Genomic DNA, 14,737 nt, shown 5'->3' on the forward strand with positions numbered 1-14,737 from the left:
GTTCAGAGACATCAAATGCCAGCCCCTTTTTGGGACTGGCATCTTGTTTAGTTCCACATAATGAAAAACAAATCCTTCAAACGAGTCCAGAACCCCTTCTCTTCTTCTTTCAGTACAGGTTCTTTCTTTGTTTCCTGTTTCTCGTATTCGATACTTTCTGTTTTTAAAACAAACTGGACGGATTCTACATGCTCATTTTCACTGGATACAAAGGATTCAGCGTCGAAATCTGACTTGTCATAATCTGCTATCATTTCATCCACTTTTTCCTTCATTTGACCAGGTAAATCACTTGTAGATTCATATAATTCAGCTGTACCATCATGAAGCTCGCCAACTCCATTGTCCAGCTTATCTGTACCACCGGACAGTTCGACAATTCCATTATGCAGCTCATGGTAGAAGCCCGGTAATTGGCTGACACCCGAAGTATAGTCCACTAATCCACTGTGGAAGAGCTTATAATTAGAGGAGAGTGTAGTCAGTCCCTCCTGAAGCTGTGCGAAGGAATTCGCCATATCATCCTGCTCCAGGGAAGCGGTTAGCCCACTTGCCATATTATCAAGATTCAGAGTCATTTCGTTAAGCGAGCCGATGACTCCCTCCAGGGTTGTATTAACGGCAGAGAAGGCTTCTTTTACATAGGAATAGGTACCCTTGGCAGTTTGTGCTGCGCTATACGTTTCTATTAAACTATTTAACACTTCAGGATCTGCACCGCTTGAGTACAGGCCTTGAAGTTCTTCTTCTGTTAGATTAGCTGCCGGAATGGCTTCCATTGCCTGTGCTAAGGCTCCATTAGCGTTCGCGTAATTCTCTTTCAAAATGGCTAATCCCGCGGCTGTTTGACCTAAGCCATCAGAAATTTGAGTGAGTCCTTCTACAAGCTGACCAAGATCGCCAAGACCCATCTCTCCTGTGTTTTCCTGAAGGAAAAGGCTGATTGATTCGAGCGCTTGATCAATACTTTGGGAACCATTAACCAGTTCAGTTGAAGCTCCATTGAATTGTGAAATACCATTTTTAAATTGCTCGGAGCCATCACGTAAACTAAATACCCCATTGTTTAATTCAGAAACGCCGCTTTTCAATTCGCCAACCCCGTTATTGACGGCTTTAATGGCATCGCTTAAGGATTCCATATCACCGGTCATTTCATCTACATTAGGGGCCTCGATTGGCATGGCGGAAGGAACCGCTGAAATATCAATTCCCTGAAGCTCAAAATCAACGACATCTGCTTCAAGAACAAGCTCCTTTTCTTTTCCTGGCATGACCGTAAAGTTGACCTGCTTGTTTTTACCCGCATTGGCAATCATCCCGCCATCTGCGAGAATGTTGCTGTACACATCCTGATTAAGCGTTAAGGAAACCTGGACAAGATAATTGTCAAAGAAGATGGGATTGACTTCTTCATTTTCAGAAAGTGCTAACCTGATTTGGATATGTCCGTCCTTGCCGGCAAGCTCACTCGGATCCGTTTCTTTTCCATCTAACCAATAAGATATATTGATATCCCATGGTAGAGGTTCCTCCGTCATATTCCCTTGATAATAGAATTTTCCTTTAGGTGCCGTGAACTCTACCGTATCGCCCTTCTGTGTGATTTCTGACAGGTCGGTTAAATTTTTTAGACTGGAATAGGTCCCATAATCGATCACTCTTCCTGCTTGTTCGATATCTAAAATATTGACAGTGTAGATTTCTTGTTGTTTACCTGTCGCATTAAGCTTTGCATAGACAACTTCATCCTTGGAAGAAATCACGGCCTCTTCCAAGTTTTTTCCTTCAGCAGACTGGCTGGTATTTTCCGCTGCTGTGACAAGAAATGACGGCAATGCAAGAGTGGCGACTGTATACATAACAAATAGCATTTTTGTTCTCTTCATCCTCATTTCTCCTTATAAAAATTTGCTTTCCACGTTGTTTTCATGATAATTCGATCAAATACCAACAGCATCGCTGGCAGGAAGCAGATAACGGTGATAAACGCTAATAATGCCCCTCTTCCCAGCAAGAGTCCTATCGACGAAACAATCGGATTTGATGAAGTAAACCATAAGATAAAGCCGACGCTTGATAAAATAGAAGCAGAAATGGCAATCGAGAACATTTTACCATCTACACTTTTCTTAATTGCATGAAGTGCACTCATTTCCTGTCGCCGTTCTTTATAGTCATCAGTCAATAAAATGGCATAGTCCACTGTTGCGGCAAGCTGTATCACGCTGATTAAGAGATAACCGACATAGACAAGAGATGTATCCGTAAAGTACGGTACGGATAGGTTCACCCATACAGCAGATTGAATCGTCAAGAGCAGCACCAATGGAATGGTAATCGATTTAAAGGTAACAAACAGAACGATGGCAACCGTAATGATTGTTAATAGGTTCACCAACGTGTTGTCCTTTTGCACCGTATGCTTTATATCATACAGCGTCACGCTTTCACCTAAGAGATATGTGTCATCTTCATAATATGGCTTGACTGTATCTTTTACCTTTTCAATTAAGGAGAATGCCTCGCTCCCCTCATTGTTGGTTTCTGTTTGAAGAATGATTCGGCTATAATGCTCTGAATAAAATTGCTCGATGATCTCCTTATCGAGATATTCCGGTGGAATAACGGTTCCGACTGTGTTGCTGTACGATAGTACACTGGAAACATACTGTAGCTTCTCTAAGTCCTGTACAAGCTCTGACTCCTTTGCGACGTCCCCTTTTGGGACAAGCAGAACAATCGGTATATGCTTGCCGAATTGCTTTTCTATTTTAGCTAAATCACTTCCGGATCGTGTATCCTCTGGCAGCTCGCCAATCCCATAGGTGAAGCTTGTCTGACTTTGCGCTAAAAAGGCCGGAACAATCAAAAGCAAGACAACGATAATACTGAGGACTCTGATTTTGACAACGCCGCTTCCGATTTTTTTGAAGCTTGGCAATAACGGCTTGTGCTGTGTCTTATCAATCCATTTATAGAACATAAGAGTCATGGCTGGTAAAAAGACCATCACACTGATAAAGCTTAAGAGAATTCCTTTTACAAGATTAATTCCTAAATCAGAGCCAATCTCAAAATTCATAAACGATAGGGCAATAAAACCGAAGAAGGTAGTAGAAGCACTAGCAGCAATCGCAGAAAAAGATTTCTTCATCGCAAGCTTCATAGCTTCCTCCGGGTCTTTTGTTTTCTTTCTGTAATCTGAAAAACTATGAAGCAGAAAGATGGCATAATCAAGTGAGACCGCCAGCTGCAGAATCGGTGCTACCGATTGGGTCACAAAGGATACTTCGCCTAGAAATACATTCGTTCCCAAATTAATAAGAATGGACACTCCGATAGCGGTTAAGAAAAATAACGGTTCTGCCCAGGAATTGGTCGATAAAATCAGGATGAGGATGATAATCGGCACTAAAAAGGCTGCCGCATACATCGACTCTTTCCCTGCCATTTTTTGCTGTGTAGCTGTATTGAGTGCTTCTCCAGCCATGGCATTTTCTTCACCAATTAATTCATAGACGGCATCTGTTACTGCCACTTCCTCCCCTTCAGGGATACTAAAGGAAAATAAAGCATGGTTGTCCTTATAATAGGTTTCCACAAGCTCCTGATCGGCCATTTCAATCGGGGTTGTAATTCCTATGGCATCATCCAACCAGGTCACATCGGATACTCCGTCGATGTTCGCAAGCTTTTCCTTGAACACAAGTGCTTCCTGTATCGTAACGTCATGAATCATGACTCGTGTATTTGGGACAGAGCCTTCAAATTCCTGCTCCATAACATCCATTGCTTTCGTCGATTGCGCGTCCTCTGGCAGGTAATCGGCCATATTATAGTTAACTGCTACAGTAAACTGGGCAATCGTACCGATAACGGCTATCAGCATAAAGGCAATCACAACGAACTTTTTGTGCTTCATAATCCGTGCTGCTAGACCTATAATCATTCACCCTCTCTTGCATTATTTTAATTTCAACTCTATCATTATATAAAACACAGTGTTGTTTATTCAACAAACAGTCACTTTAATATCGTTCAATTGACAACACTTTCTCCATTTATGTTGTTTAATGTCGAAAAAGAAAGGAACTTCCAATGAATACCTCTAAATTAGATAGACGAAAACAATATACAAGAATGATGTTATAGGACAGCTTAATTCAGCTATTAAAGCAAAAGCAGCTGGCAACGATTACGGTTAAGGAGATATGCGAGCGAGCAGATATAAATCGCTCCACCTTCTACTCCCACTACTCGGATCAGTTTGATCTTCTTGACAAAATTGAAGCAGAAATTATTGAGGATATGAATGGGTACCTCAGTCAATACAATTTCGAAAAAGAAGAAGAATCCTTACAAATGACTGAAAAACTATTTGAATATTTCGCTGAAAAAAAGGATGTATGCCAAACTCTTTTCAATGAAAACGGAGACCTAACCTTTCAAAAAAGAGCCATGGATGTGGCGTATCAATTCATCATGAAAAATTGGATGGAAGTCAACCATCTCGATGAAGACGTTTCCGGTTATTTAAGCACCTTCATTATTAGCGGAAGTATCCGTGTGATGAAAAGCTGGCTTGATAATGGGATGGATCGAAGTCCTAAAGAAATGGCTGAGCTAATTAATAGCTTTATTAATAAAGGACTTTCGTTTGTGAAATGACGCAGATAAAAAGGAGCTGTCCTCTACAGCTCCTTTTATTATTCCTTTATGAACGTTCGATTTCCATTACTTTAGTCTCTTTGTTCGATTCAGTAAGAATCGTTTTTAAATCATTCCCAGATGGGTTTTGGAAGACTCGAAGTCCGAATTCTGGCGCAACGGCGAAGAGATGATCAAAGATATCTGCTTGAATCGATTCATATACAGCCCACTGAGTATTATTGGTAAAGGCATATATTTCTAATGGCAGACCATGCTCTGTCGGTGCGAGCTGGCGCACAATGATCGTCATGTCCAGATTAATTCCCGGATGATTTTCTATATAGTTGCTAATGTATTCTCTAAAAACACCAATATTGGTAAGGGCACGTCCGTTTACACGATTACTAGGGTACATATCATATTTCGTATTATATTGCGAAATTTCTTTTTCCTTGTGAACAATATAGTCTCTTAGGTAATGAATCGTTTTTAGCTTATTCAGCATTTCCTCTGTACAAAAAGTAATTGAGCTCGTATCAATATAAAGTGCCCGCTTAATCCGTCTGCCACCAGAGCTTTGCATGCCTCTCCAGTTCTTGAAGGAATCGGATATCAAAGCATAGGTGGGAATCGTCGTGATCGTTTTATCAAAGTTTTGCACTTTTACGGTATTTAAAGAAATGTCAACAATATCCCCATCCGCACCATATTTTGGCATTTCAATCCAGTCTCCAACACGGACCATATCATTGGCAGTCAGCTGGACCCCTGCAACAAGTCCTAATAATGAATCCTTAAAAACTAACATGAATACAGCCGATAATGCTCCTATACCACTTAGAAGAATGAGCGGACTCTCGCCCATCAAATTAGCAATCATGATAATTATCCCTAATGTAAAGACAATAATGTTGGCTACCTGAATATATCCCTTAATCGGTCTGACCTTCGATATTTCAAAGGTCTGGTAAATATCATTTATCGCATTTAATAGACTGTAAATTACCATTAAGCCAACAATAATAATATAGGTAACAGCAGCCTTTTCTATGATGGTTTGATAGCTTGGAAACGTTGATGAGAAATAATAAATGACTATAGCAGGTACCACATGTGAAAGCTTATGGAATACCTTTCTGTCTAAGAGAATATTATCCCACGTATATTTGTTGTTTTGCACAAAATGTGTAATCACCTTAATGACGATTTTCTTCGTGATAAAATTCACAACGATACAAATAAGTGCAATAAATAGAATCATAATCATCGTGGAGAGATAGCTCGTTATCTCTGGAGCCAGTCCCCAATCCAGCAGCTGATTATTTATAAGTTTCATATTTCCTCCCCCGTTATCTGCTATAGATGGCTAACAGAATCCATATTTCTAATTAATAGGTTTATAGAGTTTTCCAACATCAGCATTATGATGTCATCAGATGTACTCGATAAAGCTAGTATAACAAACATTGAAAAAGAGAGACAATGGTCGAAATACTCTCCTTACGGCAAGACACATAGTGTCATATCAGGGTTTTTGAGGACAAAGTTCTAAATTTTAACCATGATTTACCGGAATTCCTTCAACTAATCCGCAGCATTATTTAAGACATTAATCTTTGTTATTTGAAATTTCAGAATAATATGGTATTATGTATACCAAATATAAAATACATAAAAGGAGAATTCAACAAAGATGGAAAACCTATTACTAGCACTTGGAATTACTGTTTCATCGGGAGCTATGATTGCACTGCTTAAAATTATCATGATTGATATCATTCTTTCCGGTGATAATGCGATTGTCATTGCAATGGCAACAAAAAACCTGCCAAAAGAATTACAAAATAAAGCCATTTTCTGGGGAACCGCAGGAGCTGTTATTTTACGGATTGCCTTTGCAGCTATTGTTGTCTACCTGCTGCAAATTCCATACGTCAACCTAATCGGTGGTGCTCTACTGCTTTGGATAGCCTACAAGGTGCTAGTTGAAAGTGAAGAAAGTGCCAACATCAAATCACATAATAGCATAGCAAAGGCCATTCAAACGATTATTATTGCGGATGCGGTCATGAGTCTTGATAATGTGGTCGCAGTTGCTGGGGCTGCACATGGTCATATCGGTATGATTGCCCTGGGTGTCATTATTAGTATCCCCATTATGATTTTCGGCTCAAAGTTTATTGTGAAAATGATGGAGAAATACGCATGGATTGCCTATGCGGGTGCAGGTATACTTGCTTGGACTGCTGGAGAAATGATCTTAAAGGATAAAAACTTAAATAGTTTAGTTGACATTCCACATGGTCCATTATCCTATGCCATTCTAGCTGTAGCAACAGCTATGGTCCTAACAGCAGGCTATATTAAAAATCAAAGCAAGGAAAAGACTGTCGAGGGAAAACAAACAGCTTAATAACCGGTTATTAAGCTACTTCTAATCAATGAACAGGGCATTACAGAACATAATCAAGTATACCAATCTAATCGATTATGTTTTGTAATGCTACCTACTTAAGCATTATGAGTAGAGTAAGAAACTGATTTCAAAGGGATAGCTTGAGCTATCTCTTTTACTTTCAGTTCCTCCTCATCAAACCGTACGTGAGGTTTTCCCTCATACGGCTTTCCGACGTTCTTCTTTCTTTGGCTTTACGGTGTCTAACCAGCCAATTTCACTAAAATATGATCAACTTCTTCTCTAACATCCTTTAGTTTTCCGTGCTTCTTTCGATTGTTCCTCTTTTTGTTATAAAACAAGACGAGGCGTTCTAACACATACCAGTCAATACGATTCAGCCATTTCTTTGCGTGAGTTGATATAAGGTAATAGTTCTTGAAACCTTGCAGTTTCCTATTTAGTCCTTTCACTAACTCTTTGATGTCCAAGAATAATTTATTCCTTGGTTCTGTGTAGGCTTTAATCTTGGAGCGCATTTTCTTCATTGCGTCCCTCTTCGGTATATGTGACATGACATATAACGTGTTTCCTCCTTTTCGTCTGATTGGAAACTTCCGATTATGAAAACCTAGAAAATCAAAACCATCTATGTCATTCCACAGATTAACTAGTCTCGATTTGTTTCTATTAATAGTAAGGTCGAGTTTTCCCATTATTGATTGGATAACCTTTATACTTTCAAGTGCTTGTGATTTGGTTTTGCACATGATGACGAAGTCATCCGCATACCTTATGAGTTCACCCAAGTCTTTGAACTTCTTCTCCCAAAGCATATCCATTGTATTTAAATAGATATTCGCTAAAAGAGGTGAAATTACACCACCTTGAGGTGTACCAGTAATCGGATTTCTTATTTTGCCTTCCTCCATTATGCCTGACTCTAACCATTTTCGAACAAGTTTTAAAACCCGTCGGTCACTAATCCTTTGTTCTAATAATTTCATCAACTTATGTTGATTGATATTATCGAAATATCCTTGGATATCGACGTCTACTACCCAAAAACATTTCTTACTGGCTTTTCTTATCTTTGCCATTGCTTGATGGGCATTTCGTTTTGGACGAAAACCAAACGAACAGTCATGAAAGTCAGCTTCGAATATTGGTTCAATAACCATTTTCGTTGCCATTTGTGCGACTCGGTCTTTAATAGTAGGAATTCCTAATGGACGTTTCTTACCATCATCCTTTGGAATATAGGTTCTTAGGACTGGACTAGGGTGATAACGTTTCTCCTTTAATTCTAGATAGAGTTCGTTCATAAATTTCTTCTCACCGTACTCCGAGACGATTTGTTCAATCGTCTGTCCATCGACACCTCCACTTCCTTTCTTACGTTTCACACGTTGCCACGCTTCCCATAGAATATCAGGACGATAGATTTTGTCATATAAAGCGTGAAATCTTCGAGTTGGACATTCCTTGGCACAAAGATATAACGTCTTCCAGAGTTCTTGAGCTTTTACATTATTGGTGTAGTTAGTCATTTTCCTGACATTCACTGACTCTTACCTCCTTCTGACATATGAACGAAGTAGGGTAATGGCTAACGCCGTCCTTCCCTAGACAATGTTGTGTTGTCATTGTCATCATTGGTACTATGACCCCCTCCGACTCCCTCTCATCCATCTACCATTTCGTTTGCACTTATAGGTTTCTGCTTTACTTTCTTGAGAAAGTGATGAGGAGGGTATCCCCAGTTCCGTTAACTACTTTCCTAACATGTCGTTCCCCTTACCCCGAGAGATTCTTCGGTACTGCTGTTCCAAGTTCTTCACACCTTCCATGGTCTTCGCCCATATTCACAAGGCTCGACTTCTCTTTAGCCACCGTAGGTGGGTTCTTTTGACGAGACGGCAGGATTCACTTTATGTTACAACCTGTTAGTTTGCTCGCACTCTGCTAGAGAGTTACTTTGTCACAGGGCTTCAACCTTAGAATTTCTTCACCAGTTGCCTGTCAGCTACTGAGCGTCTTGGTACTTACTCAGATTGGACTTTCACCAATTAGCAATTAACGGCTTGCTGGGCACGCTAAATAAAAAGAACTCGACCTAGTGACGAGTTCTTTTAATCTGTTTCCTCCGTGCTGTTTGTTTCTTCTCTGATGACTTCGTTCAAATTTTCCAGTACACGTTCTGCAATTAATTTATAGCCGCTTGTATTTGGGTGAAAAAAGTCTTCAGCTAAAAGCTCTTTGTTCGACTCGTCAAATAAATCAGCGACTGGAATATACTCTACATTGTGAAATTCTTCTGTAACAAACCTGCCTGCCTCATTCCAGCTATCGGAAATCATTCGGAATTCCTCTATATCGCCAAAGAATTGTTCAAATGGGTTGTAAAAGCCAACCAAGTAAATTTGTACTTCTGGATTTAGATCGTTTATTTTCTGAAAGATGTCTCTTAATCTTTCAATATATTCTTCCCTTTCCTTTTCAAAAGGCTCCAAGGTAAGGTTGGTCAAGTGACTTTTGACCACTTTCATAATATCATTTGCACCAATTGTGATGATTACTGTATCTGCTTTTTCTATTGAGGAAGCAATCTCTTTATTATCAAGACGCTTTAGGAGCTGGTCTGTCCGATTCCCTCTTTTTCCATAGTTTTCAATTGAAATATTTAATTGATTATCTTCAAAGCTGTGCTTCAGGATTCCGACAAAGCCGCCATTCCCTGTTTCATCTCCTACTCCCTGTGTAAGCGAATCACCGATGGCCACTACTTTGAGATCTTTTTTAAACAAACGAATAGTCCCTTGTATAACTTCCCTAATTTTATCCTTAATACCTTCTGTAAAAGTTTGCTTGCTGGAATCATGATCTGCTTCTTCTTGGCCCTCTTCCTCTGCCAGGCTAATCAATGTATCTGTGTCCAGTTGCTCTTCTTTTTTATCCGTTGCATAACTTGAAATAGTAATCTCGGAATCATTTTCTTCCGCTGCAACCATTATTTTTTCTTTTGTCGATGCTTCGATTGTCGAATTTGCTTGTTTTACTTGAGCGATATTTGAAAAAAATAGTACAAGCAAGAGACTTCCAAACAGCAGGCTGGCTAAAATAATGATGACTTTATGTTTATGCATGATGATTCTACACCTGCCAAAATGTATTCTATATTTCTATCTTTATCTTATCATTTATGGGATTATGACGATAGGTAGAATAATATCTAAAGCTATCTTTTTTACAAGAGATATGGATTTAATATCATTATATAAAGGTCCGATATAAAAAATGTGTGCTTTTTTGACATTTGTAAAGAATAGGTGTCAAAAAACGATTGCTAGGTGGTTCATAAGGAAAAAGCGTACAGCCAATGAGACTGAACGCTCCCGCAATTACTCAAGGCTGATACAATATAAAATGGCTTTTGATTTAGCGACAAGCTCTTGTTTATCGTTATAAATGGAACACTCCGTATGAATTAAGGTTCTGCCCTGTTTTTCAATATGGGCATGTGCAATCAAATAGGTGCCAGTAGCCGGTTTGAAAAAGGAAACATTTAAATCGACAGTTAATGCTTGTTGGATTCCATCTTCATTAGCTGGGATTAAATTGGTCATGGCGACATCTGCCAAGGAAGAAATAACACCTCCATGAACAACCCCTGCACTATTAATAAATAAATCCTTAATCAATAATCGCAATTCCAAATTGTCTTCATCAATCTTTTTGTATTCAACACCTAAAAATTCATCCAATGGCTGCTTTATGAACATACATTCACCCCGGTAATTATAAATAACATTTTGAATATTATAACATAGTTTTATATCGCAACAGATAGTAGAATGTCAACCTTTGATGAGTATTAGGTACAGATTATTGCTATTACTATCCTGTATATATCTACTTAACTGTGATTATCTTTTATTTCCCCTAGGAATATTTTATAATGAGGTCAGTAAAGGACTGTTTTTCAAATACTACGTCAGGAAAATGGGTGCAAAAGGAGGTCATGTTTTGATCGTTTATGCTTTAGTAGGAAAAAGCGGTACCGGTAAAAGCACAAGTGTTTTGCAATATTGCCATGAACATAATATACCTGCGATAATAGATGACGGAATATTCATACTAAACGGAAGTAAAATCGCGGGAACCTCGGCAAAGTATGAAAAAAATTATATAAAAGCAGTGAAGCGGGCCACTTTTTTTTATGAAGATCATTGCAAGGAAGTAATGGATGCGATTCAAATGACCTGCGTTGCGAAAATCTTAGTCGTTGGAACCTCGGTCAAAATGGTTAATTTAATCGCAAGCAAGTTAGAGTTGGGAAAGATTAATAAATATGTGGACGTCTCGGAAATCCGAACAAGTATGGAAATCAATATGGCTCGTCATATGCGGAACACTCAAGGAAAGCATGTGATTCCAATTCCCTATACGCAGGTAGAAACAAACCGATTAAAGAAAATTATTCAAAAAGGGAAAAAGCTATTCTCCAAACAAGCAAAATATATCGGCGAAGTGACGGTAATACAGCCTCGTTTTACTAAGGGTACGATTATGATACATGAAAATGTCTATCGTGATGTCATCATACATACCTGTAAAACACTCCATTTTGTTAGAAATGCAAAAATTGTTGAGAGTGATTTTAACACCTTTCAAGGTGTTACGATTGAAATCGAATTGAACTGGCAGCTTGAGAAAAACATCTATGAGCCTCTGGAGAAAGTACAGGAAATGGTGAATGAAGTGCTTCTCTCTTATTTTGAGATTGAAATGAATACAATTGATATACAGCTGGCTGCTATTAAGCTAGAAATATAGCGATAAAAAGGAAATTCCAAAAGGACGATTCAAAGCCGTCCATTTGGGTTTCCTTCTATTTTTATACATTTGTGAAATTTATGATGCTTAATTTCGTTTAAAATTGGGTTTTCTTTTTTCAACAAAAGCTGAGACTCCTTCAGGAAAATCATAAGCATCAACACTGGAATCAAGTCCTGTTTCCCATGGAATGGTCACAGTTGGATTATTAAAGGATAAAGCTCTTTTCACTGCTAGTACTGAGGCCGGGGATTGCTCCATAATCTTCTTTCCTAATTCAATGGCATAGTGGTTCACATCTGTATCCTCATCAATAAGATAATTAATGAGACCTAAATCATAGCATTCCTGTGGGTTGTATAGTCTTCCCGTATAGACGAGATCCATTGTTCTGCTCTTCCCAATTAAATCAGCAATTCTCTTAGCAAAGGCTTGATTTAAAGTGATGCCTAATCTTCCCACCGGCATGCCCATCCTTGTATTCGGTGTTCCTACCCGAATATCACAGGCTAAGGCAAGCTGGAATCCTGCACCCATCGCAGGACCATTAATCACACCAATGGTTGGGAGCGGAATTCTTTCGAACGTGGAAATGGCCTCCTCCATCATGCGAAAGGCATCATTCGCTTCCTCCATTGATAAATGATTAAATTGCTTTAAGTCTGAACCGGAAGTAAATAGCTGGTCCTTTCCTCGCAGAATGACTACTTTATTTTTAGGATTTTGAGTAATGCGTTTCCCAACGGTCTTTAAATCCACCCACATCCGATTCGTTAACGCGTTTTTCAAATCAGGACGATTAATGGTGACAATCGCAAACCCACCGCTTTCCTGTAAGGCAATGCTTCCGTCCTTTTCGGTTCTTTCAATTGTAATTCTCATTCTGCCTGCTCCTCCTACTAAATATTGTCAATCTAATTTTAACAAATATCTTACCTTAATTGTCGAAATATTGGAAGAAAAACATCTTTTGCCTTAGCAGTCTATTCATTTACAAGGGAAAAGGAGAGTAAGCTTAATACATAAAAGCTTAGGTTGTGAGTCATAATGTATCTATAGGTTTTATGAAATTCAAATCTTTAAATATAGGTGATTAGTTGCAGATTAAATCCATATTATTGATCGTGAATTTATCTTTGTTTTTATTAGCATATAGCAATCAAAATCTTATTCTTGGTGATTGGAAGCCTCTTGAAGGGAAAACGGGTTGTGGTGATACCTTAACCTTTACTGAAGACAATATCTTTAAGCTTTCGTTAGAAGGCCAAACGATCATTGAAGGTACCTATCAAAAAGTCCATCAGCAAACATATTTTCTTCAATTTTTTAATGGTGATCATGCAGAAGCAAGGGTAAGATTGAATGACCACCACCTCCTTCTTGTAATAAAGAATGATGGTCAAGAGCTTTGCCAATGCTACAAACTGATTGTAACTGATGATATACCTATAAAATAAAATTGCTGTCTGAAAATAAAAGAGTAACCCATTAGGCTACTCCAGCTTCTCATTTATTAGAGGTAAGGTGACTTCGAATCTCGTTCCTGCTCCAGGCTCACTCTTTACTTGGATGAAACCATTCATTGAATGAATGATACTAAAGGATACCATCATACCTAGGCCAGTTCCTTTAGCCCCTTTTGTAGTAAAGTATGGTTCACCTAGTCGCTTGATTTGTTGATCAGACATCCCTTTTCCACTATCTATAATCAAAAGAGTGACGGAATCCTTCTTGAGTTGTATTTCGATATGTAATACTCCACCATCCTCAATCGCTTCGATTCCGTTTTTCGTGATATTTAAGAGGCATTGCTGGAACGATTGCCGGTTTCCTTTTATGTAGGCTGAAGATAATTGAGAGGTAATCTCCACAGCATGCATATTGGCTAAAGGACGAATCACTTCAATGACACGCTTACACTCCTGTTGAACATCAAATGTTTCCTTCCGATCCTCAAGAGGTTTAGCAAAGGTTAAATAATCGGAAATAATTTGTTCCGCACGGTCTAACTCTTTAATGGAAATGGAAACATATTCGTTTTTCTTTTCCATGGATACATCATCTAACATTAGTTGCATGAAGCCACGGCTAACGGTTAGAGGATTTCTTACTTCATGTGAAATAGAGGCAGCTAAATGGCTGATTAACTCAATTTTTTCGGTTTGAACAATTCGTTGTTTCATTTTAATAATGCTGTTAATTTTTTCAAAAGCATAGGTTACAACCCCCGTACCTGCTACGTGAAACAAAACAAATACACTGAATATATAAATAATATCCTTATGGGGAAGACCATTTTCCAAAAAGCCCTTATCAGAGGAAAGAATGATAAATATGGCTAATATCAAGGAAGAAGCATATAACGCCAGAAACATCGACCAGATGACTTTCTTGCGGATATTCCAGGTTAAGTACCTTTTAGAGAAAATAAGACTAATAATAATAATTGAAATACACATACTAATGGCCCCGACAATTCCTACTCCACCAAGCATAAATCGATAGCCAAGCGTAAGGATGGCCAAAGGAATCGCTGTCTGTATCCCCCCATATAAAACTCCAATCAGCAATGGGATTTGTCGTAAATCGACAATAAATTCATCAGTCAGCGGTACAGTAAAAGTCATACTAAAAAGGACACAAATAGAGGTATACACAAAAAGCATTACTTTTTTTTCTTTCTCAGTCCGCTGTTTTCGATCCAACCAAAATTGGTATATAAACAGAATGACCAAGATAAATAATAAATGATTAAATAAAAATAGGACTTGTTCTTTCATCGATGCTTCTCCTATTAATCTTCGATAACATAAGTAAATTTAATCATTATTGTAATGGAATGTAAATGCTTAA

General features: G+C 38.5%; 12 protein-coding genes. 4 read left to right on the forward strand and 8 right to left on the reverse strand.

What is annotated here, in order from left to right:
- Positions 1-47: 47 nt before the first annotated feature.
- Both BQ5321_RS13595 and BQ5321_RS13600 read right to left on the reverse strand, forming a co-directional pair.
- Positions 48-1,889, reverse strand: a complete 1,842-nt coding sequence (locus BQ5321_RS13595; protein ID WP_071394991.1) for a hypothetical protein — start codon at positions 1,887-1,889, stop codon at positions 48-50.
- Between the two features lie 2 nt (positions 1,890-1,891).
- A complete protein-coding gene (locus BQ5321_RS13600) occupies positions 1,892-3,952 on the reverse strand; it encodes an efflux RND transporter permease subunit (RefSeq protein WP_071394992.1) in 2,061 nt (686 codons plus the stop codon).
- Between the two features lie 413 nt (positions 3,953-4,365).
- Between BQ5321_RS13600 and BQ5321_RS24955 the strand changes: the two genes are divergently transcribed.
- The gene (locus BQ5321_RS24955) at positions 4,366-4,671 is read left to right on the forward strand and encodes a TetR-like C-terminal domain-containing protein (RefSeq protein WP_315970106.1); all 306 of its coding nucleotides are present in this window, start codon (positions 4,366-4,368) and stop codon (positions 4,669-4,671) included.
- Positions 4,672-4,717: 46 nt separating this feature from the next.
- Here the strand turns inward: BQ5321_RS24955 and BQ5321_RS13610 are convergent, their stop codons facing one another.
- The gene (locus tag BQ5321_RS13610) at positions 4,718-5,989 is read right to left on the reverse strand and encodes a mechanosensitive ion channel family protein (protein ID WP_071394993.1); all 1,272 of its coding nucleotides are present in this window, start codon (positions 5,987-5,989) and stop codon (positions 4,718-4,720) included.
- A gap of 357 nt (positions 5,990-6,346) precedes the next feature.
- Here BQ5321_RS13610 and BQ5321_RS13615 point away from each other — a divergent pair, with 357 nt between their 5' ends.
- Positions 6,347-7,066 carry a TerC family protein gene (locus BQ5321_RS13615; protein ID WP_071394994.1) on the forward strand — a complete coding sequence of 240 codons (720 nt, stop codon included), beginning with the start codon at positions 6,347-6,349 and terminating at the stop codon, positions 7,064-7,066.
- A gap of 245 nt (positions 7,067-7,311) precedes the next feature.
- Here BQ5321_RS13615 and ltrA read toward each other — a convergent pair whose 3' ends face one another.
- The 3 genes from ltrA to BQ5321_RS13630 form a co-directional block, all read right to left on the reverse strand.
- The gene (gene ltrA, locus BQ5321_RS13620) at positions 7,312-8,613 is read right to left on the reverse strand and encodes a group II intron reverse transcriptase/maturase (RefSeq protein ID WP_084786688.1); all 1,302 of its coding nucleotides are present in this window, start codon (positions 8,611-8,613) and stop codon (positions 7,312-7,314) included.
- A 567-nt stretch (positions 8,614-9,180) separates the two neighbouring features.
- Positions 9,181-10,194, reverse strand: a complete 1,014-nt coding sequence (locus BQ5321_RS13625) for an SGNH/GDSL hydrolase family protein (RefSeq protein ID WP_084786800.1) — start codon at positions 10,192-10,194, stop codon at positions 9,181-9,183.
- 255 nt (positions 10,195-10,449) lie between these two features.
- Entirely contained in the window at positions 10,450-10,830 is a 381-nt protein-coding gene (locus tag BQ5321_RS13630; protein ID WP_071394995.1) for a PaaI family thioesterase, read from the reverse strand.
- 244 nt (positions 10,831-11,074) lie between these two features.
- Here BQ5321_RS13630 and BQ5321_RS13635 point away from each other — a divergent pair, with 244 nt between their 5' ends.
- Positions 11,075-11,884, forward strand: a complete 810-nt coding sequence (locus BQ5321_RS13635; protein ID WP_071394996.1) for a hypothetical protein — start codon at positions 11,075-11,077, stop codon at positions 11,882-11,884.
- A gap of 87 nt (positions 11,885-11,971) precedes the next feature.
- Here the strand turns inward: BQ5321_RS13635 and BQ5321_RS13640 are convergent, their stop codons facing one another.
- The gene (locus tag BQ5321_RS13640; RefSeq protein WP_071394997.1) at positions 11,972-12,766 is read right to left on the reverse strand and encodes an enoyl-CoA hydratase/isomerase family protein; all 795 of its coding nucleotides are present in this window, start codon (positions 12,764-12,766) and stop codon (positions 11,972-11,974) included.
- Between the two features lie 215 nt (positions 12,767-12,981).
- Between BQ5321_RS13640 and BQ5321_RS13645 the strand changes: the two genes are divergently transcribed.
- Positions 12,982-13,341, forward strand: coding sequence for a hypothetical protein (locus tag BQ5321_RS13645; RefSeq protein ID WP_071394998.1), 360 nt, complete (start codon positions 12,982-12,984; stop codon positions 13,339-13,341).
- A 36-nt stretch (positions 13,342-13,377) separates the two neighbouring features.
- On the opposite strand, the gene BQ5321_RS13650 is transcribed toward BQ5321_RS13645, so the two are convergent.
- Positions 13,378-14,664 (reverse strand): ATP-binding protein, encoded by a 1,287-nt coding sequence (locus tag BQ5321_RS13650; RefSeq protein ID WP_071394999.1) that lies wholly within the window; start codon positions 14,662-14,664, stop codon positions 13,378-13,380.
- Positions 14,665-14,737: the final 73 nt, after the last annotated feature.

It is taken from the genome of Bacillus tuaregi, assembly GCF_900104575.1.
Taxonomy (GTDB): Bacteria; Bacillota; Bacilli; order Bacillales; family Cytobacillaceae; genus Bacillus_BD; species Bacillus_BD tuaregi.

Bases quoted from the DNA above. Each gene is read 5' to 3' on its own strand.
- BQ5321_RS13595 (WP_071394991.1), bottom strand. From the start codon at position 1,889: ATGAAGAGAACAAAAATGCTATTTGTTATGTATACAGTCGCCACTCTT.
- BQ5321_RS13600 (WP_071394992.1), bottom strand. From the start codon at position 3,952: ATGATTATAGGTCTAGCAGCACGGATTATGAAGCACAAAAAGTTCGTT.
- BQ5321_RS24955 (WP_315970106.1), top strand. From the start codon at position 4,366: ATGACTGAAAAACTATTTGAATATTTCGCTGAAAAAAAGGATGTATGC.
- BQ5321_RS13610 (WP_071394993.1), bottom strand. From the start codon at position 5,989: ATGAAACTTATAAATAATCAGCTGCTGGATTGGGGACTGGCTCCAGAG.
- BQ5321_RS13615 (WP_071394994.1), top strand. From the start codon at position 6,347: ATGGAAAACCTATTACTAGCACTTGGAATTACTGTTTCATCGGGAGCT.
- BQ5321_RS13625 (WP_084786800.1), bottom strand. From the start codon at position 10,194: ATGCATAAACATAAAGTCATCATTATTTTAGCCAGCCTGCTGTTTGGA.
- BQ5321_RS13630 (WP_071394995.1), bottom strand. From the start codon at position 10,830: ATGTTCATAAAGCAGCCATTGGATGAATTTTTAGGTGTTGAATACAAA.
- BQ5321_RS13640 (WP_071394997.1), bottom strand. From the start codon at position 12,766: ATGAGAATTACAATTGAAAGAACCGAAAAGGACGGAAGCATTGCCTTA.
- BQ5321_RS13650 (WP_071394999.1), bottom strand. From the start codon at position 14,664: ATGAAAGAACAAGTCCTATTTTTATTTAATCATTTATTATTTATCTTG.